The organism is Lentzea sp. NPDC005914, assembly GCF_040629405.1.
GTDB lineage: Bacteria > Actinomycetota > Actinomycetes > Mycobacteriales > Pseudonocardiaceae > Lentzea.
Genome location: NZ_JBEXVQ010000002.1, coordinates 128,215 through 146,878, shown reverse-complemented (window position 1 = coordinate 146,878; position 18,664 = coordinate 128,215). Strand labels below are relative to the sequence as shown.

At 66.9% G+C, this 18,664-nt stretch carries 21 protein-coding genes and 1 tRNA gene; 9 read left to right on the top strand and 13 right to left on the bottom strand.

The window, feature by feature from the left end:
• Positions 1–25: 25 nt before the first annotated feature.
• The 4 genes from ABZ345_RS03465 to ABZ345_RS03450 all read right to left on the bottom strand — a co-directional run bounded on the left by ABZ345_RS03465 (position 26) and on the right by ABZ345_RS03450 (position 2,448).
• Entirely contained in the window at positions 26–916 is an 891-nt protein-coding gene (locus ABZ345_RS03465; protein WP_359842504.1) for a DUF4097 family beta strand repeat-containing protein, read from the bottom strand.
• 80 nt (positions 917–996) lie between these two features.
• Entirely contained in the window at positions 997–1,551 is a 555-nt protein-coding gene (locus ABZ345_RS03460; RefSeq protein ID WP_359842502.1) for a hypothetical protein, read from the bottom strand.
• A gap of 4 nt (positions 1,552–1,555) precedes the next feature.
• Positions 1,556–2,116: a TetR family transcriptional regulator gene (locus ABZ345_RS03455; RefSeq protein ID WP_359842500.1), complete on the bottom strand. Its 561-nt coding sequence runs from the start codon at positions 2,114–2,116 to the stop codon at positions 1,556–1,558.
• Positions 2,117–2,124: 8 nt separating this feature from the next.
• Positions 2,125–2,448: a multidrug efflux SMR transporter gene (locus ABZ345_RS03450; RefSeq protein ID WP_359843103.1), complete on the bottom strand. Its 324-nt coding sequence runs from the start codon at positions 2,446–2,448 to the stop codon at positions 2,125–2,127.
• 144 nt (positions 2,449–2,592) lie between these two features.
• Between ABZ345_RS03450 and ABZ345_RS03445 the strand changes: the two genes are divergently transcribed.
• On the top strand, positions 2,593–4,812 hold the full coding sequence (locus ABZ345_RS03445) for a (Fe-S)-binding protein (protein ID WP_359842498.1): 2,220 nt from the start codon (positions 2,593–2,595) through the stop codon (positions 4,810–4,812).
• Between the two features lie 58 nt (positions 4,813–4,870).
• On the opposite strand, the gene ABZ345_RS03440 is transcribed toward ABZ345_RS03445, so the two are convergent.
• The 4 genes from ABZ345_RS03440 to ABZ345_RS03425 all read right to left on the bottom strand — a co-directional run bounded on the left by ABZ345_RS03440 (position 4,871) and on the right by ABZ345_RS03425 (position 8,713).
• Complete coding sequence (locus ABZ345_RS03440; RefSeq protein ID WP_359842496.1) at positions 4,871–5,251, bottom strand: phage holin family protein; 381 nt, start codon at positions 5,249–5,251, stop codon at positions 4,871–4,873.
• Positions 5,252–5,283: 32 nt separating this feature from the next.
• Entirely contained in the window at positions 5,284–6,552 is a 1,269-nt protein-coding gene (locus ABZ345_RS03435) for an LPXTG cell wall anchor domain-containing protein (RefSeq protein ID WP_359842494.1), read from the bottom strand.
• A gap of 159 nt (positions 6,553–6,711) precedes the next feature.
• Positions 6,712–7,263, bottom strand: coding sequence for a MarR family transcriptional regulator (locus tag ABZ345_RS03430; RefSeq protein ID WP_359842492.1), 552 nt, complete (start codon positions 7,261–7,263; stop codon positions 6,712–6,714).
• A gap of 175 nt (positions 7,264–7,438) precedes the next feature.
• The gene (locus tag ABZ345_RS03425) at positions 7,439–8,713 is read right to left on the bottom strand and encodes an SdrD B-like domain-containing protein (RefSeq protein ID WP_359842490.1); all 1,275 of its coding nucleotides are present in this window, start codon (positions 8,711–8,713) and stop codon (positions 7,439–7,441) included.
• A gap of 196 nt (positions 8,714–8,909) precedes the next feature.
• On the opposite strand from ABZ345_RS03425, the gene ABZ345_RS03420 reads away from it, so the two are divergent.
• On the top strand, positions 8,910–9,890 hold the full coding sequence (locus ABZ345_RS03420; protein ID WP_359842489.1) for a cation diffusion facilitator family transporter: 981 nt from the start codon (positions 8,910–8,912) through the stop codon (positions 9,888–9,890).
• On the opposite strand, the gene dcd is transcribed toward ABZ345_RS03420, so the two are convergent.
• A complete protein-coding gene (gene dcd, locus ABZ345_RS03415) occupies positions 9,887–10,468 on the bottom strand; it encodes a dCTP deaminase (protein WP_359842487.1) in 582 nt (193 codons plus the stop codon). The genes ABZ345_RS03420 and dcd overlap by 4 nt on opposite strands.
• Positions 10,469–10,539: 71 nt before the next feature.
• On the opposite strand from dcd, the gene ABZ345_RS03410 reads away from it, so the two are divergent.
• Positions 10,540–10,613: transfer RNA gene (locus ABZ345_RS03410), tRNA-Gly, on the top strand.
• 44 nt (positions 10,614–10,657) lie between these two features.
• Here the strand turns inward: ABZ345_RS03410 and ABZ345_RS03405 are convergent.
• Positions 10,658–11,095 (bottom strand): MarR family transcriptional regulator, encoded by a 438-nt coding sequence (locus tag ABZ345_RS03405; protein ID WP_359843101.1) that lies wholly within the window; start codon positions 11,093–11,095, stop codon positions 10,658–10,660.
• A 115-nt stretch (positions 11,096–11,210) separates the two neighbouring features.
• Between ABZ345_RS03405 and ABZ345_RS03400 the strand changes: the two genes are divergently transcribed.
• The 3 genes from ABZ345_RS03400 (at position 11,211) to ABZ345_RS03390 (ending at position 13,501) form a co-directional block, all read left to right on the top strand.
• Complete coding sequence (locus ABZ345_RS03400) at positions 11,211–12,194, top strand: aldo/keto reductase (RefSeq protein WP_359842485.1); 984 nt, start codon at positions 11,211–11,213, stop codon at positions 12,192–12,194.
• A gap of 337 nt (positions 12,195–12,531) precedes the next feature.
• Entirely contained in the window at positions 12,532–12,900 is a 369-nt protein-coding gene (locus ABZ345_RS03395) for a roadblock/LC7 domain-containing protein (RefSeq protein WP_359842483.1), read from the top strand.
• Positions 12,901–13,129: 229 nt separating this feature from the next.
• Positions 13,130–13,501, top strand: coding sequence for a hypothetical protein (locus ABZ345_RS03390; protein WP_359842481.1), 372 nt, complete (start codon positions 13,130–13,132; stop codon positions 13,499–13,501).
• A gap of 117 nt (positions 13,502–13,618) precedes the next feature.
• Here ABZ345_RS03390 and ABZ345_RS03385 read toward each other — a convergent pair whose 3' ends face one another.
• Complete coding sequence (locus tag ABZ345_RS03385; RefSeq protein WP_359842479.1) at positions 13,619–14,035, bottom strand: hypothetical protein; 417 nt, start codon at positions 14,033–14,035, stop codon at positions 13,619–13,621.
• Between the two features lie 122 nt (positions 14,036–14,157).
• Between ABZ345_RS03385 and ABZ345_RS03380 the strand changes: the two genes are divergently transcribed.
• Complete coding sequence (locus ABZ345_RS03380) at positions 14,158–14,490, top strand: hypothetical protein (RefSeq protein WP_359842477.1); 333 nt, start codon at positions 14,158–14,160, stop codon at positions 14,488–14,490.
• Here the strand turns inward: ABZ345_RS03380 and ABZ345_RS03375 are convergent.
• The gene (locus ABZ345_RS03375; protein WP_359842475.1) at positions 14,480–15,994 is read right to left on the bottom strand and encodes a sodium:solute symporter family protein; all 1,515 of its coding nucleotides are present in this window, start codon (positions 15,992–15,994) and stop codon (positions 14,480–14,482) included. The genes ABZ345_RS03380 and ABZ345_RS03375 overlap by 11 nt on opposite strands.
• A 242-nt stretch (positions 15,995–16,236) precedes the next feature.
• Between ABZ345_RS03375 and ABZ345_RS03370 the strand changes: the two genes are divergently transcribed.
• Entirely contained in the window at positions 16,237–16,875 is a 639-nt protein-coding gene (locus ABZ345_RS03370; RefSeq protein ID WP_359842473.1) for a response regulator transcription factor, read from the top strand.
• Here the strand turns inward: ABZ345_RS03370 and ABZ345_RS03365 are convergent.
• Positions 16,837–17,415: a helix-turn-helix domain-containing protein gene (locus ABZ345_RS03365; protein ID WP_359842471.1), complete on the bottom strand. Its 579-nt coding sequence runs from the start codon at positions 17,413–17,415 to the stop codon at positions 16,837–16,839. The genes ABZ345_RS03370 and ABZ345_RS03365 overlap by 39 nt on opposite strands.
• 83 nt (positions 17,416–17,498) lie before the next feature.
• Here ABZ345_RS03365 and ABZ345_RS03360 point away from each other — a divergent pair, with 83 nt between their 5' ends.
• Complete coding sequence (locus tag ABZ345_RS03360) at positions 17,499–18,533, top strand: NAD(P)/FAD-dependent oxidoreductase (RefSeq protein ID WP_359842469.1); 1,035 nt, start codon at positions 17,499–17,501, stop codon at positions 18,531–18,533.
• Positions 18,534–18,664: the final 131 nt, after the last annotated feature.

Below are 18,664 nucleotides of genomic sequence, written 5' to 3'. Positions count from 1 at the left end.
TCACGTTCCCCCTGATTCGGCCGCCTCAGACGGCCAGCACCTTCACGTCCCCCGAGTCCGCGGACAGCCTGAGCTCGAACTTCGCTGCCGGGTCGGTTGGCACGTCGATCTTGCGGTTGTCGTTGCCCAAGTCGCCGGTGACCTTGTACGGGCCGCCCGATCCCGGCACCCGCAGCGTGATGTCGCCGGAGCCCGTGTTGACGCGGGCGGTGTGTGCCGAGGCGAAGGTCAGCTCCACGTCGCCGGAGTCGGCGTTGGCGGTCACGTCGTTGTCGAGTGCCGTGCCGTTGATGCGGCCGGAGCCGGTGGTGACGAGCACCTTGCCCTGCACCTGGTCCATGGTGATGTTGCCGGAGCCCAGGTCCGTGGTGACGCTGCCCTTGACCCTGAAGGCCTCGAACTTGCCCGAGCCGCCGTGGCCCTTCACGTCACCGGAGATGTCGCGGACGCTGATGTCCCCCGAGCCGCTGCTCACCTGGACGTTGCCCGCGATGTCGCGAGCCTCGAACTTGCCGGAGCCGATGTGGTAGTCGACCGCGGCGAGCCCCTCGAAGACGGCATTACCCGACCCGACGTCGGGGCCCGCGATGGTGATGTCCGCCCACGGCACCTGGACCTCGTAGTTGATCGAGCAGTTGTTGCCGCAGTCGCCCAGCACCAGCGCGCTGCCCTCGATCCGGTGGGAGACACCGGACGGCTTGTTGTCCTTCGCGTGCTCCACCGTGCGGTGGATCTTCGTCTCGTTGCTGCCCGGCACGTAGCGGATCGCCACGTCCCCCGAGCCGGTGCGCACCTGCACCGACGTGAACTTCTCCGCGACCGTGTGGTCGTCGGTGAACTCGTACTTCATGATGCGGATGCCACACCCGGAGAGCAGAGCCCCCATCAGCACCGCCACCAGCGCCGTCCTCAGCATGAGCACAAAACTAGAGGTGGCGGGGCTCAGCTACACGGCAGTCAGCCCCCGAAGGCGGGGTGGGGTTGTCCCTACCTGGATCAGACGAGGTCTTCGAGGACCGCGCGCAACGCAGGAGCCGTGCGCGCGGGGTCGTTCAGGAACCGCGTCGAGGCCAGAACGTGCGCGGGTGCGATGCGCTCCCACAACAGGCCGTCGACGGGCAGCTCGGCGATGTGCAGCTCCACGCTCTGCGCCCACCGGCCGATCCGCGACTCGATGCCGCGCAGCACGTCGCCGATCGGCAGCGCCACCGGAGCCTGCACGCGGTGCAGCTGCTCGATTCCGGTCTTCAGCGCCAGCACCGCGTCCCGGCTGGCAGGCCGGGTCAGCAACGCCTCGGCGTCCTCGGGGACCGCGGGCTCGGCGCCTCGCGTGCACGCGTCGAGCGCGTCGGCCCACCAGCCCGGCCACTCACGCGTCACGGCGGCGCGGTCGACGCCCGCCGGCACCTGCACCGGCAGCGGCGGGTCCAGGCCTGGGACGTGCGGCTCGACGTCGACCGACAACGCCAATGAGTCGCGGACGTAGAGCGCTGCCAGCAGCCCGGGGCTCACCCCGTGGCTGATACCGGACACCTCTCGCGCGAACCTCATGGCTTCATTGTTCCCGTGCCGGAGGGGTGAAATCGTCGCGGCCGCAGATCAAGAAGGACACGATTGGCTCCAGCTCGTCCTCGTTCGGCGCAACATCGGCTATCAGACCCTGGATCAGCAGCCCGTCGATGGCGGCGAGGAACACGCGGAACGCCACCGGGTCCGCGGGGCGCACGACCTCCACCGCGAGGTCGAGCCACCGGCGTGCGGCGGCCTTCAGTTCGGGACGACGACCCGCCAGCAGGTACAGCTCGTACTCGGCGAGTGTGCGCGCACGGTTCTCGTTGACCGCACGAGCAAGCGAGCTCGCGATCTCACGGGAGCTGCCGCGAGCGATGATGTCGAGCATGTCGTCGCACAGCTCTTCGGCGACCCACAGCAGCGTGGCGATCAACAGGTCGTCGAGCGACGCGAAGTAGTAGGTCGGCGCTGTCGTCGGTACGCCGGCCTCGCGCGCCACGCTGCGATGCGTCACGCCGGACACGCCGTCGCGTTCGATCACCCGCAGGGTCGCCTCGACGATGGCACGCCGCTTCTTCTCGCCGCGCGCCTTCCTGCCGTCCATCACCGCGGTCAGTGCGTCCTCCCGAGCTCGAGCGTCACCACGCCCCCGATGATCAGAGCCAGCCCGATGACCATAGTGGGGTTGAGGGTCTCGCCCAGGAACTTCCAGCCGATGATCGCCACGGCTGCGACGCCGATGGCGGACCACACGGCGTAAGCGACGCCCACGGGCATACCCAACTTCAACGCGCGCGAAAGAGCTGTGAAGGCGATTGCATATCCGACGACAACCACGACTGACGGCCACGGTCTGCTGAAGCCGTCGGACAGCTTCAACGACACGGTGGCGGCGATCTCTCCGACGATCGCCGCAGCGAGATACAGGTACAGCACGGCGACCTCCAGGTGCTCAGCGGAACTACTTGAACAAGTGTTCCACAAGTTTTTCACCGGAGGCCGGCTTCTTTACCGGTACGTGAGGAGACACCGGCCACGTCCAAGTGGTTACCCACGAGTAACGTGTCCTAGACTCCCGCCATGACCCTCCAGCTGGTTCTCGGACTCGTCGCCGTGGCGGTGAGCGTCGTCGCCTGGGGCGTGTTCGTCGCCGCCGTGCTGAAGCAGATCAAGATCATCCGGCTCGGCCAGCCGGACCCCACCCGCACCGGCCCGTTCTGGCCGCGGTTGCGGACCTTGGTCGTCGAGTTCGTCGCGCACACCAGAATGGCGAAGTTCCGTTCGGTCGCCCCGTGGCACTGGATGGTGATGTGGGGCTTCCTGATCGGCTCCGCAGTGCTGTTCGAGGCGTACGGCGAGGTGTTCGACCCGCACTTCCACTGGCCGGTCATCGGCACGTGGTCCGTCTGGCTGCTGCTGGTCGAGCTGCTGGGTCTCGGCACCGTCGTCGGCGGCGTGGCGCTGGCGATCATCCGCCAGGTCAACCACCCGCGCCGCGCCGACCGGATCTCGCGCTTCCAGGGTTCGGACTTCAAGTCCGCGTACTTCGTCGAGGCGGTCGTGATCATCGAGGGTCTCGGCATCCTCGGCGTGAAGGCGTTCAAGCAGTCGAGCGGCCTGGAAGAGGCCCCGCTGTGGACGTCGTTCGTGACGCAGCCGCTGGCCCACCTGCTGCCGTCCGCCGCGATCTGGGTGTCGGTCATGGCGCTGGTCAAGCTGCTGTCCGGCATGATCTGGCTGATCGTGGTCGGCCGGAACCTGACGATGGGCGTTGCCTGGCACCGGTTCTCGGCGTTCTTCAACATCTATTTCAAGCGCGAGGACGACGGCGGCGTCGCGCTCGGCGCCCTGAAGCCGATGATGTCCGGCGGCAAGGTCCTGGACCTCGAGGAAGCCGACCCGGACAAGGACGTGTTCGGCGTCGGCAAGGTCGAGGACTTCACCTGGAAGGGCGTTCTCGACTTCTCCACCTGCACCGAGTGCGGCCGCTGCCAGTCGCAGTGCCCGGCCTGGAACACCGGCAAGCCGTTGTCCCCCAAGCTGGTCATCACGCAGCTGCGCGACCACATGTACGCCAAGGCGCCGTACCTGCTCGCGGGCGGCTCGCGCGACATGGCCGGTGACGAGGTCGGCCTGGTCGAGGACAAGTACGAGGACTACAAGAAGCGCCTCGAGGGCATCGACGTGCTGGCGATGGCCGAGTCCGAGCGCCCGCTGGTCGGCGGCCCGGACGAGCTCGGCGTCATCGACCCCGAGGTGCTGTGGTCCTGCACGACCTGTGGCGCGTGCGTCGAGCAGTGCCCGGTCGACATCGAGCACGTCGACCACATCGTCGACATGCGCCGCTACCAGGTGCTGATCGAGTCGAACTTCCCGACCGAGCTCGGCGGCATGTTCAAGAACCTGGAGAACAAGGGCAACCCCTGGGGCCAGAACGCCAAGGACCGCCTGGCGTGGACCGAGGGCCTCGAGTTCGAGGTGCCGGTGTTCGAGGGCGAACTGGGCGACGCCGAGTACCTGTTCTGGGTCGGCTGCGCCGGTGCGTTCGAGGACCGCGCGAAGAAGACGACGCGTGCCGTCGCCGAACTGCTGCACACCGCGGGCGTCAAGTACACGGTGCTCGGCCCGGAGGAGACCTGCACCGGTGACCCGGCTCGCCGCGCCGGCAACGAGTTCCTCTTCCAGATGCTCGCGCAGCAGAACGTCGAGGTCCTCAACTCGGTCTTCGAGGACCGGCCCGTGGGTCAGCGCAAGATCGTCGTCACGTGTGCGCACTGCTTCAACACCTTGGCGAACGAGTACCCGCAGGTCGGTGGCACGTACGAGGTCGTGCACCACACGCAGCTGCTGAACAAGCTGGTGCGCGAGCGTCGCCTGGTGCCGGTCGCGCCGGTCACCGAGGACGTCACGTACCACGACCCGTGCTACCTGGGCCGCCACAACAAGGTCTACGAAGCACCACGTGAGCTCATCGGGGCTTCTGGCGCGAAGCTGCGCGAGATGCCGCGTCACGAGGAACGGTCCATGTGCTGCGGTGCCGGTGGCGCTCGCATGTGGATGGAGGAGCGGATCGGCAAGCGCATCAACGTCGACCGCGTGGACGAGGCTCTCTCGACCGCGCCGTCGAAGATCGCGACCGGCTGCCCGTTCTGCCGCGTGATGCTGACCGACGGCGTGACCGCGCGTCAGGCCGACGGCCAGGCCGGGGCGCACGTCGAGGTCGTGGACGTCGCGCAGATGCTGCTCGAGTCCGTTCGCCGCGGTCAGCCGACCCCGGCTGCGGAAGAGGCAAACGCTTAAGCAGCAAGAGAAAGCCCCTCGGTCCGGTGTGGGCCGAGGGGCTTTTTCGTGCCATGGGTCAGTCGTTGTCGGTGATCTTGTCGTAGACCACGTTCAGCACCCAGCCGGTCAGGGCCACGATGATCGCGCCCCAGAACGCGGGCCAGAAGCCGTCGACGCGGAACGGCAGGTCCAGCTGCTCGGCGAGCCACCCGGTGAACATGAACAGCAGCGCGTTCACCACGAGCCCGATCAGGCCGAGGGTGACCAGGTAGAACAAGCAGCCGAAGAACTTCACCAGCGGCTTCACGATGGCGTTGACCAGGCCGAAGATCACCGCGACGCCGATCAGCGTGAGGATTCTCGAGCCGGTGGTGCCCTCGCCCAGATCAATGCCGGGGAGGGCGGTCGACACCCAGACCGCCACGGCAGTCAGCAGCACATGCACCAAGATGCCCATGCCGCAGACTAACCGTGGCGGGTCCTAAGTGGTCAGGAACGTCGGCGGCGCGCCACGAAGAACGCCCCGGTACCGGCCGCGAGCAGCAGCGCGCCCAGTGCCAGGAACCCCAGCGGTGACGCACCCGTCGACGCGAGCCCGGACTTGTTGCCCGCCTTGGCCACGGCCGGCGTGGTGGTCGGCGTGGTCGTTTCCGGCGACGAGGCCGGGGTCGACGGCGTGGCGGTGCTCTTCTCGACCACCTTGATCACCTTGCGGAAGGACTGGCCCTGGTTCTTGTGGTCGACGTCCTTGTACCCACCGACGAACGGGCGCACGAACGGGTAGATCTCCGTGACCTCGGTGCTGGCGAGCTCCAGCTTCATCTCGACCGTGACCGACTCGCCGGGAAGGATCTTCCTGACCGTCTCGAAGTCCTGCATCGTGCCGGTGACGTTGTCGCTGCGCGAGAGGATCTTCACGTCGGTCTCGGCGATGCTGAACATGACCACCGACATCTTGCCGGGGAGGTCGCCCTTGTTGACCAGCTTGAACTTGACGTCGATCTGGTCGCCGACGGTGTAGGTGTCCTTGGCGGGGCTGATCGTGGTGTCCTCGAGGGCGCTGTCGGCCTTGGGCTCGAAGTAGCGCATGTCGATCCGCGTGTTCCGGTCGCCGCCGATCTTCGCCTGACCGGTCAGCCAGTCGATGTCGGTGGAGCCGCGCGGCTTGGCCAGCGCCAGGCCCTGACGCGAGAGATCCGGAGCGGTCAGGGTGTAGTCACCGATCTTCAGCTCGAATCGGAACAGGCCATCCGCGCCTGGCTTGGTGGCGACGTCGACCTGCGTGCCGTCCGTCGCCTTGCCGCTGACCTTGATCTCGCCGGTGGCCGGAGCCTCGCCGTCCTGCTTCACGCCGTCGCCGTTGGTGTCGACGAAGCTGTGGCCCTCGATGAAACGGCCCCACAGCGGGAAGTCGAGCTTCAGGTCCTCGGTGGCGGGTCGCGCGCCGAAGGGCAGGTCGAAGCCGTTCTTGTCCTGGTTGACGACCAGGTACTTCGGGCCCTTGGGCAGCACGGCCCTGTAGCGGCCGTTCGCGTCGGTGCCGAACTCGCCGACCTTTTCGTTGGTGTCGACGTTGGTCACCCAGACGCCGGGGCCGTTCGCGCGGACGGTCTCGCCCGCGTCGTAGGACTCGTTGCCGTTGCGGTCGAGGAAGATGACTCCTTCGACCGTGATCGTCTCGTCCTGCGCCGCGGCGGGCAGACCCGCGCCGGCCAGCAGGAAGGCGGCCGTCGTGGCGACGGCCAGATGCTTCTTCACTTGTCCCCCAGAAATCCAGCTACTCCAATCGTGTAATCGGAATCCCGGGGGACGAGTGTTGCGTGATGCCTGTCACTCCGACAGCGGATAGCCACCCATGTCGCACCCCTCCCTCTCGCGCCAGTTAGCACGATATCGGATAGTACGAGTTCGTAGCAATTATTCCTTGGTGTCGAGTGCGAGCCTCGTGCGGCGGTGGGCGGGACCCAGTTCGCCCGACAGCACCTCCATCACCTGACGCAGCAGGTCGCGCAGGTTCTCCAGGTCGGCGCCGGGCAGCGCGGTGAAGAGGTCTTTCTCCCGTTGCGCCTGTCCGGCCACGATGTCGAGGAAGATCTTGCGGCCGGCGTCGGTGAGCGTCGCGGGCAGCGAACGGCGGTCGCTCGGGTCGAGCTCGCGGACCACGAGACCGGCCTTCTCGAGCCGGTCGAGGCGGCTCGTGATCGTCGTGGCCGGGCTCAGCGTGCCGTTCGCGAGCTGCTTGGGCGTGAGCCGGTGCGGGGGCCCGATCCAGAACAGGCGGGCGAGGATCTCGTAGTCGGCGCGGTTCAGCCCGTGCGGCGCGGCGATCTCCGTGGCGAGGAAGTCGAGGTACTTGCTGATCTGGTGCACGCGGTCGACCACGCCTTCGACCACCGGATCGATCGCCGGAACCATGGCCCTCCACGACTCGACCTCGGCATCGGTGTCGTCCGCACCACGCTTGCCCATCCCACGATGGTAGTTGCGCCGACATGCAGAACGGCCCGCGTCTCTCCCGGACGCGGGCCGTTCCGTCTTACCCCCTGGTGATCAGCGTCCCCCCGGAGCAGATCCCAGCCTTAAGACACCCGAGCGGCTCATGATGTTGCCCGGTGCCGCGAATGTCACTCGAATGCAGTAACGATCAGACGTTCTTGCGACGGCGGGCACCGAACAGCGCCAGGCCACCGAGCACCAGTGCACCCAGGCCGACCGCACCCACGCCCACGGGGTCCGCACCGGTGTTGGCCAGCGCGGCGACCTTCTTGATCTCCGGAGCCTGAGGGGCCTTCGGGGCCGGGTCGCCCTGCGGCTGACCCGCCACGGCGTTGATCTTGCGGGTCAGGACGTTGTTGGACAGGTCGGTGTCGGCGTTGTCGTTGCCGACCTCCCACTTGATCTCACCGCCGGTGAACTCCTTCTCCACCACGACCTTGGCGCCGAGGAACTCCCCGAGCAGCGGGCTCTGCTTGAGACCGTGCGGCAGGATGACCTGCTGTCCCTGCACGATGGCGCCGGGAGCGAGCCCGCCGATCGGCCCCACGATGCGCACACCCTCCGGCAGCGTCAGCGTGCCGCTCAGGCTCTCCGGCGCGTTGCCGTTGGCCCACAGCGAGCCGTAGACGTCGATGGTGTCGCCCACCTTGAAGGTGTCCTGGTTGGTCGCGTACGGGTTGGTGACGACGATCTGGACCGCCTTCAGATCGGGCCGGAGCTTGATGAAACCCGCGTCGATCCCCTTGACCTGCTCGCCCTTGCCGACCTTGTAGACGTAGGTCTTCGTGGTGATCCAGTTGAACTTGGAGTCGCCGTACGGCTTGGTCAGCACGAGCGGGTCGCCGGTGTTCTTGGTGGAGGTGAGCTCGTAGTCGCCGGCGGGCAGGTTGTCGAAGCAGTAGCCGCCGTCCGCACCCGTCTCGACGAGCTTGTCGATCGCCGCCAGGTAGATCCGGCGCCCGGACAGCACCGGCTCGCCGTCCTGCCGCTTGCCGTCCTCGTTCGTGTCGCTCCACCCCGTGCCGCAGATGGAGCCACCGCGAAGTCCGAAGTTGACTCCTTCGACAGCGTCCTTGAGGTCCACCTCGACCGTGGAGGGCGTGGTGTTGGCCAGCTTCGAGTCGACGTAGCTGACCTGGTAGTGGCCGAGGTCCGCGCGCTTGATCAACCAGTTGCCGTAGTTGTCGGAGTAGTACGGGGAGCTGTTGCCGTTCTCGCCCTTGACCATCACCGGCACGTCCGGAATTCCCGGCTCGTTGTCCTGCTTCTTGCCATCGCCGTTCAGGTCGTTGAAGACAGTGCCGCCGATGTACCCCGTCGGCCGCGTGTCGTCCTGCGCGAATGCGGTGCCGGAAAGTGCGAGCGGCACCGCGACCAGCGAGGTCGCGACGGTGACGGCTGTGGCCTTGATCTTGAAGCTCATTTCACTGCCCCCAGGAACATTTGTGCAGCACAAATAGAGGTGCACATTTTCAGTGGATTTCCCGGCCGCTCCCCAGCGGCCGGTCGCCTATAGAGTCGTTCGAGGGGCATGTCCGGTTGCTGGCCGAGATCGAACCGTGATTTTCGCCGGTCAACGCCCCGTGTGGGCTCGGGACGAGAGGCCTAGAGTGATCGCCATGAGCGAGAAGCCGTCGGGCTCGGGCGAAAGCACACTCACCGTCGTCCTGGCCCTGCTGGTCAATCTGGCGATCGCGGTCATGAAGGCCGTCGCGGGCGTTTTGACCGGTTCGGCGGCAATCCTCTCCGAAGCCGCGCACTCGGTGGCAGACACGTTCACCGAGGCGCTTCTGCTCACGGCCCTGCGCCGCTCGGACCGCCCGGCCGACCGCCGCCACCCGTTCGGCTACGGCAAGGAGCGCTACTTCTGGTCCCTGCTCGCGGCCGTCTCGATCTTCGCCTCGGGCGCGATGTTCGCGTTCTACGAGGGCTTCCGCACGGTCTTCGGCGAGCCGGAGGAACAGACCAAGCCGCTGATCGGCTACATCGTGCTGGGCCTGGCGTTCCTACTGGAGTCGATCTCGTGGACGCAGGCGTTCCGGCAGGTTCGCTCGGAAGCCGAGACGCACGGCAAGGGCTTCTGGAAGTTCCTGCGCGAGTCGGACGACCCGACCGTGAAGACGGTCTTCCTGGAGGACTCCGCCGCCCTGATCGGCCTGGCACTGGCCTTCGCCGGCGTGGGCCTGCACCAGCTGACCGGCTCAGCGGTGTGGGACGGCCTCGCGTCACTGGCGATCGGCGTGCTGCTGGCCCTGGTGGCGTACATCCTCGCGCGCACCAACCGCGGCCTGCTGATCGGCCGGCAGGCGGACCCGTCGATGGTGAAGGCGATCTGGCACCGGCTCGCCGAGGTACCCGAGGTCGACGCCGTCGTGGACGTCCTGACGATGCTGATCGGCACCGACCGCGTCCTGCTGTGCGCCCGCCTGGACTTCGACGACTCGTTGGGCGCCAACGAACTCGAGCACGCCTGCGTGCGGATCTCCGCGGAACTGCGCGAGGAGTTCAGCGACCTCGACGAGATCTTCCTCGAACCGGTGCCCCGCACCGATCCCGATCTCCGGCGCCGCGTGCTCGACCGCTACGGCGACCTGAGCTAGCGACGCGTGTCGGTGCGGTGGAAGTTCAGGTAGGCGCGACTCGGCGTCGGCCCGCGCTGCCCCTGGTACCGGCTGCCGGCCTGCTTCGAGCCGTACGGGTGCTCCGCCGGGCTCGACAGCTTGAACAGGCACAGCTGCCCGATCTTCATGCCGGGGTGCAACGTGATCGGCAGGTTCGCGACGTTCGACAACTCCAGCGTGATGTGGCCGGAGAAGCCGGGGTCGATGAAGCCCGCCGTCGAATGCGTCAGCAGCCCGAGCCTGCCGAGGCTGGACTTGCCCTCGAGACGCCCGGCCAGGTCGTCCGGCAACGTCACCATCTCGTACGTGCTGCCGAGCACGAACTCGCCGGGGTGCAACACGAACGGCTCGCCCTCCGGCGCCTCGACCATGCTCGTCAGCTCGTCCTGCTGCAACGACGGGTCGATGTGCGTGTACTTGGTGTTGTTGAAGACCCGGAAGTACCGGTCCAGTCGCACGTCGATGCTCGACGGCTGAACCATCTCGACGTCGAACGGGTCGAGCAGCAGTCGGCCCGACTCGACCTCTTTGCGCAGATCCTGGTCACTCAGCAGCACTCGGACAGGCTAACCGAGACGCCGGAACGAGGCGTTGCCGCGCTGTGTATGATCGCTACGAGCTTGAACTTGCGGGTGTAGTTCATTGGTAGAACGACAGCTTCCCAAGCTGTAGAGGCGGGTTCGATTCCCGTCACCCGCTCCACACCGAGGGCCCAGGTCGCACAGACCTGGGCCCTCGTTCGTTGATCACGTCGCCTTCCCCGTCTCCGAGTCGACCATCAGGCGCAGCAGGTCGCGCAGGGCGTGCCGCTGGTCCGTGCCGAGCGCGGCGAGAGGGTTGCGGGCGAAGCGCAGGCGCTCGCGGAGGTCCTTGGCCGTGGCCGCGCCGTCGTCCGTGGTGACGAGGAGCTTGACCCGGCGGTCGTTCGGATCGGGTTGGCGCTCGACCAGTCCGCGAGCCTGCAGGCGGTCCACCACGCTGGTCAGGTTGGAGGGCTCGGCTCCGAGGCGCTCGGCGATGCGGCGCATGGGCAGGGCGGCCTCGTCCAGGATCAGCAGGGTCTTCACCTGCTGTGCGGTGAGACCGTGGTGGGCCGCGGCGGAGTCGTACTCGCGGGTGTAGCGGTCGGTGATCGACGCGAAGAGCGTGATCACCTCAGAGGACAAAGGATCATCCGCAGACATCACGAGCCGAGCTTACGTGAACTAGTTAACAATAACAATGGTTGACTATGATGGTTATGGAGCATAAGTTTCTCTCTGCAACCACAGCACCGACCAACCTCGACTGGGAGTCACGATGAAGCAGCGCACGCTCGGCACCGACGGACCCGCCGTCTCCGCCGTCGGCCTCGGCCTGATGGGCATGTCCGAGTTCTACGGAGCCACCAACGACAGCGACTCGGTCACCACCATCCGCCGCGCCCTCGACCTGGGCGTGAACCTCCTGGACACCGCCGACGTCTACGGCGCCGGCCACAACGAGCAACTGCTCGGCCGTGCCCTCGTCGGCCGACGCCGCGACGAGGCCGTGGTCGCCACCAAGTTCGGCTCGCGGATCCACGAGGGCAGCTTCGCCGTCGACTCCAGCCCGCAGTACGCCAAGGAGGCCGTCGACGCCTCGCTCGCGCGTCTCGGCCTCGACCACATCGACCTGTACTACCTGCACAGGCGCAACCCGGCGGTGCCGATCGAGGACACGATGGGCGCGCTGGCCGAGCTCGTCGCCGCGGGCAAGATCCGCCACATCGGCCTGTCCGAGGTCAATGCCGACACCCTTCGCCGCGCGCACGCCGTGCATCCCGTCGCCGCGCTGCAGAGCGAGTACTCCCTGTGGGAGCGGAGCCTCGAGGCGAAGATCCTGCCCGCCGCCCGCGAGCTCGGGATCACGGTGGTCCCGTACTCCCCGGTCGGCCGCGGGTTCCTCTCCGGCGCGATCAAGGACGTCACCGAGCTCGCCGCGGACGACTACCGCCGGCACGACCCGCGGTTCCAGGGCGAGAACCTGCGCCAGAACCTGCGCCTGGCAGACCGGGTTCGCGCCGTGGCGACCGAAGCCGGGGTCACGCCCACCCAGCTCGCGCTGGCCTGGCTGCTGCACCAGGGTGACGACATCGTGCCCATTCCCGGCACCAAGCGCGTCAGCTACCTGGAGGAGAACGCGGCGGCCGCCGACATCGAGCTCACCGCGCACCAGCTCGCCGAGCTCGAGGCAGCCCTTCCGCCCGGCGCCGCGGCCGGTCTGCGCTACCCCGAACAGCTCATGAGCCGCGTCGACAACTGAGCCACCAGGTCGATACATGGATCGTGAATGAAAATTCATTCCGGCTTTTCTGCACGAATTGGAATGTTTCACTCAATCAGGTGACGCTTGCTTCGGTTAAGTGGTGTCGACAGGTAAGAAGTAACGCCTGACGGTCGCTCTTTCGATGAAGGTGAAGTACTCGATCGGATGACCAACTCGCCTGATACCCGCTCTGCAAGCCCCAGTTCACCCGGAGTGACTTCTCAGACGTGATGACCAAAGTCTGAGGTCATCGCGTACGGCGCAGTGCGCGGGACGTGGAGGTGGAATGTTAGTCCTGAGCGGATCGGCTTTTCCAATTCAGGAGTGGAGTGAGTTGGACTACGACGCACTGAGCGCCGAGATGCGGAAGCTCCGGGAGAACGTCACCGGAGTGACCGACACGGTGATAGCGTCAGCCGACGGTATTCCCATCGTCGCCGATGTGACGAAGAACGTCGAACCCTCGTACATCTCCGCACTGGCCGCCAGCGATCTCGGAATCGCGCGCCAGGCAGCGGAGGTGATGGGCATGGGCGTGCTCAGCCAGACCGTGGTGTTCGGCAGCGAGGGCTACATGGCCGTGTACGCCATCGGCAGGCTGTCCTTGCTGGTCGTGCTCGGGGACAAGGGGATGAATCTCGGCCGCCTCCTCCACGAGTCCAGGCCCGTGCTCGAGCGTGTCGGCGAGATCCTGGCTCCGTAACCGCACCGCCGTCGACCGGCGTCAGGTGAGCGACCAAAAGGCGCCTTCTCGGACGCTCTGCTCACACCAGCACACCACTTCCGAGAAATGGCCGCAGCACATGTCCACGCCAGGTTCGTTCTTCTCGTCAACGATTTCTTCTGCATGGAGACGTGTCCGCATGCGACCGAGACACAGGAAATCGGCCACGTCAGCTCAATCACCAGCCGACACAGGAAAATGGAGTCTGATGAACATCGATGTCGCGTTGAAAGAGGCCATGTCCATCGCCGGCGCGGTTGGCGTCGCGTTGGTCGACTACGACAGCGGAATGTCGCTCGGCACCAGCGGCGGGGGCGAGTGGTTGAACCTGGAAATTGCGGCAGCGGGGAATACCGAGGTGATCCGGTCGAAACTCCGAGTGATGTCGTCGCTCGGGCTCAACGACAGCATCGAGGACATCCTGATCACGTTGCACCGCCAGTACCACCTGATCCGGTTGATGAGCGGCGTGAAATCCAGGGGCTCGCTCTTCCTGTACCTGGTGCTGGAGAGAGAGGTCTCGAACCTCGCGATGGCCCGGCATCAGCTCAAGCGCATCGAGTCGAGCCTGGAAGTGTGAGCCGGTTCGCCAGGTAGACGCATCAGCGGTGCGTCGCGGTCACGCTCGAAGGCCCTCCGTGCGAGGGCCTTCGTCGCGACCCACGCGTCGGTGAAGTCGAGTTGAGCTGCGGAGCGGCTAGTCGACCGGGAGGCCCCACGGGCGGCGGTCCAGCTCCACCCAGCCGCCGCCCTGAGCCAGTGCGGCCCGCACACCCGCCACGTGGTCGGCGAACGATGCGAGGTCGCCGTGCAGCAGTTCGGCGCGTTCGACGTCCAACGGGTGTGTGTCGTCGTGCCACAGGTCGACGGGGAACGACGCCACGAACGGCATGGACTGCAGCAGTTGCAGCAAAGCCACCGAGGGCTGGGAGGACTCGGCCAGGTAGTCCGAGCGGATCGACTCGCACGCGGCCAGCAGATCGCGGACCTGGCGGATGGCGTCGGCCCCGGTGCCGTCCCACGACGGGTCCGGGTAGACGCGGTCGCTCAGCTCCAGCCAGAGCCGCCAACCCGCGGCCAGCTCGGCGTCATCTGCAGGAAACCACGTACCCATGCCATCCACTGTGCATGCGTCACGGCGCATGAGTCTCGTGACGATGACGCACGCCACGACAACCATCGGGTCACACAAGCGTCTTGAACCGCATGACGCACATGTGGCAAGGGCGTACCGCGGTGCTGAGCATTGCGATCGGGCTCGCGCTGGGCGTGTTGCTGACGGTGCTCGCCGTGCCGGCGCTCAAGTACGAGGTCACCGAGCACGCCAACCTGCTGACGCGGGTGCTGGCCTACGGATTCCTGCTCGTGCCCGTCGCCGTCGTCACTGTCCTGAAGAGTCCGTTCCCGATCACCCACACGACCGGGCTGGTCGCGGGGGCGACCGTTGTGCTGGCGACTACGGCACAGACCTACACCGGCACGCCGATGCCCTACGTGTGGCTCGCGGCGGCGACCCTGTTCGGGTGCGCCGCCGCGAGGATCATGAAGAACGAACGGGCTATGCCGTGACCTTCTCCGGCTCGGACTCGTCGGAGTCGGAGTTGAGCGAGTCGAGCAGGATGTCGCGCTCGGTGGACGGCTCCTTCTTCAGGAAGCCGATCGACAGGTAGAGCACCAGCGAGAGCATCAGCGGCCACGAGACCAGCACGCCCTTGGTCACCCAGGCGGCCTTGTTCATCTGCTCGATGTACAGGAACGCCCACATGCCGAGGCCACCGACGACCGAGGCGATCGCCGCGGTCGAACCGACCTTGCGGAACCATGGGAGTAGGCCGAGCATCAGCGGGATCGCGATCGGGCCCATCGTGGCGGCGACCAGGTCGACGACGACCTTGAGCACGAAGCCCTGGCCACCGGAGGCGATCGCGATGATCATGCTGATGCCGATGAAGGCGAACGTCGTGATGCGGGCCAGCAGCAGCTGGTTGTCCGCCGTGAACGTCTTCACCTTCTTCCACACGTGCGGCAGCATGTCGCGGTTGATGACGGCGGCGATGACGTTCGCGTCCGACGACACCATGGCCATGGTGTGCGAGAAGAAGCCCGCCAGGACCAGTCCGATCATGCCCGCGGGCAGCATCTGCTTGCCCATCTCGATGTACGCGTTCTCCGCCTGCGCTCCTTGCAGGCCCGGCACGATCAGCGGCGCGGCCCACATCGGGAAGAACAGGACGAGCGGCCACACGAGCCACAGCGCGGACGAGAGCAGGGCCGAGCGCTTGGCGGCGAAGCCGGACGGCGCGGCCATGTAGCGCTGCGCCAGGTTCCACATGCCGCCGTTGTACTCGAGCGTCTTGATCAGGAAGAGCGCCATGAGGAACGTCGACGTGTAGGGGCCGGCCAGCGGGTCGCTGTGGCTCTCCGGGAGCTTGTCCCAGATCGTCGCGGGGAAGTCCCAGCCGAGGCGACCGGCGACGGCGAAGAACATCGCGAAGCCCGCGGCCGCCTGGATGACGAACTGGCCGAAGTCGGTGAGCGCGTCGGCCCAGAGGCCGCCGAGCACGGAGTAGACCATCGTGACCAGGCCGATGATGATGATGCCCCAGGTGATCGGGACACCCGCGAAACCACGCAGCAGGATCGAGACGGCCGCCCACTTGGCGGCGATGTCGACGACCTTCAGCAACGCACCCGCGTACGCCATGACCTGCTGGGTGGGCAGGTTGTAGCGCTTGGCCAGGTACTCGAGCGGCGACTTGACGTCGTGCTTCGCCCGCAACCGGTTCCAGCGCGGCGCGAAGAGGAACGCACCGATGCCGACGCCGATGCCGATCGTCAGCGACCACCACACGTAGACCGTGAGGCCGAGCCGGTACGCCTCAGAGGCGAACGCGACGAACATGACCGCGCTGTAGCCCGACATGTGGTGGGAGATGCCGGACAACCACCACGGCATCTTGCCGCCTGCCGTGAAGAAGTCGGCGATGTTGTGGACCCGCCCGCGTGACCAGAGTCCGATCGCGACCATCACGAAGAAGTAGCCGACGACTACGACCCAATCGAGGGTGCCCATGTGACCTCCTTGCGTGCACACACGTGTGCCCGCGAGAGCACCAGGCCTGATGGCGGCGGAACCTGGCACATCCGCACGGGATATGTGACGTAGGTCTTACGAGACTGTTGCCGTGTGATGGAAGACCTTCGCCGGTCTTGAATCACATTCGTGACCCTTGTTCATCCACGTGAACCGGCTATTCCGCGTCACACGTCCAGGGGAACCACGTCTCACCTCCAGACGCACGAACGGAGGTGTTGATGCTCCCGCCAAACCGGCCTGCCCCCGGTGTCGCACTGATCGACCCCGTGCCGCTCTACCGGGAGGGCCTGTCCGCGTTGGTGAAGCGGACCGCCGGCCTGCGCTGGCTGGGCTCGACGGGCGATCTGCACGCCGCCGTTCGCCTGCACGAACGACTGCGCCCCGACGTGCTGCTCATCGACTCCGTGCTCGACCCGGTCGGCCACCTGGCCCGGCTGCTGGTCGAGCGCGACCCGCACCTGCTGATCATCGGACTGGTCCGCGACGCGCACTCGCACGCGAACTACGTGACGTCCGCACTGGAGGCGGGGGTGCGCGGCGTCGTGCCGCGGTCAGCCAAGCCCGAGCAGATCGTGCGGGTCATCGCTGAGACCTGCCGGTCCCGCGGCTACGTGCACCCCGACCTGCGACCGCGCGAGCGGCCGACGCTGACCCGGCGCGAGTACGAGGTGCTCACGCTCATCGCGGACGGCATGGAGAACCAGCAGGTCGCGGACGAGCTGATCGTGTCCGTGGAGACCGTGCGCACCCATGTGAAAGGCATCCTGCGCAAGCTGAGCGCGCACGACCGCACCCATGCGGTGTCGCTCGCCTACCGGTCAGGACTGCTGATCGGCAGCCCAGCCGTGTTCGAGTAGCCCGAACACCTCGTCGGCCGCCCGTTCGCGGTCAGGCCGATCGAAGATCACGTCCCGCGCTTCCAGGGCGAACCGGGCCAGTGCCGCGCACCTGACGTCGTCCTCCGGCGCGCCGATGTCCGCGGCGATGACGCGCGCCAACGCCTCCTGATGGCGCATCCACATCCGGTGCCCGTACGCGCGCAACGCCGGCGTCGTCTGCACCAGCTGCTGAAAGTCGGCGAACAACGGGTGGTCAGCGTGCCCCTTGGCCGCTGCCGCGAAGTAGTCCCGCAGTGCCTTCGGGATCGACGTGCCGGACGGACGATCGCGCACCGTGCGCAGCAGCGCGGCCTCCTGCTCCGCGTCCTCGTCGAACAGCAGCGCCTCCTTGCTGGGGAAGTGCTTGAACAGCGTCGTCACCGACACGTCCGCGCGGTCGGCGATCTCCTTCACGCCCACGTCGTCGAACCCGCGCGCCATGAACAGCTCCAGCGCCGCGTCGGCGATCGACTGGCGGGTCTGCAGCTTCTTGCGCTCACGGCGGCCGAGTTCGGTCACGAGCAGGATCCTACCGTGCGAGTTGAGCCACTTCAAAAGTGTAGTGGTTGCACTTTTTAAGTCAGTACGCTTTTATCGATGGCATGACCACACCACGCATCGCCATCGCAGGGGCCGGACTCGGCGGCCTCACCTGTGCCCGCGTTCTCCAGCTGCGCGGCTTCGAGAACGTCACCGTCTTCGAGCGCGAGAGCTCGCCGGAGGCCCGCCAGCAGGGCGGCACGATCGACCTGCACGCCGGCAGCGGCCAGGAGGCCATCCGCGCCGCCGGCCTGTTCGACGAGTGGCGCGCGCTCGCCCGCTTCGAAGGCCAGGAGCAGCGCAAGGTCGACCCCGTGACGGCCGAGTTGATCGAGCACGAGCCACCGGAGGGCGACTTCCGGCCGGAGATCGACCGCGGCCAACTCCGTCAGCTCCTGCTCGGCTCACTCGCACCCGGAACCGTCAATTGGGGCCTCGGCATCGGCTCGGCCAAGCCGGGCGAGATCACCTTCCTGGACGGCTCGACCGCCGAGTTCGACCTGGTCATCGGCGCCGACGGGGCCTGGTCGCGAGTGCGTCCGGCCCTCTCACCCGCCGTGCCGCACTACACCGGCGTGATGTTCATCGAGACCCGGCACGACAACGACGTGCCACTGCTGGACCTCACCGGCCAGGGCACGATGGTCGCCGACGACGAGGGCCTGATGCTGTGGGCTCAGCGCAACAGTGGCAATCACATTCGCGCGTACGCGTGCATGCGCGCGCGTGAGGATTGGAAGCCCTCCAACGCCGAACTGCTGGAGCTCTACGCGGACTGGCACCCGTCGCTGCAGGCGTTCCTCTCCGGCGAGCTCATCCACCGGCCGCTGTACGCGCTGCCCGTGCCCCACACGTGGGAGCACACGCCGGGCGTGACGCTGCTCGGCGACGCGGCCCACCTGATGCCCCCGCTGGGCGTCGGCGCGAACCTGGCGATGGAGGACGCGGCCGATCTTGCGCTCGCGATCGCCGAGCACGGTGTCCGAGAAGGTGTGCGGACCTACGAATCTGTCATGTTGCCTCGTGCGATCGACGCACAGGAGCGCACGAACGCAGGATTGCTGGACATGGTCCCCGCGCGTCCGCTACGCGTCTGACCGGCACTCATGCCCGATTCAGGCGTTACGGCGCAGTGTCTGGTTCGCCACCAGTGGGTGGTCGCCCTTGCCGGGGTTACTGTCGAGTAATACTCTGTTGTTACCGGTCAGTAGGCGACCCCGCCGCGACC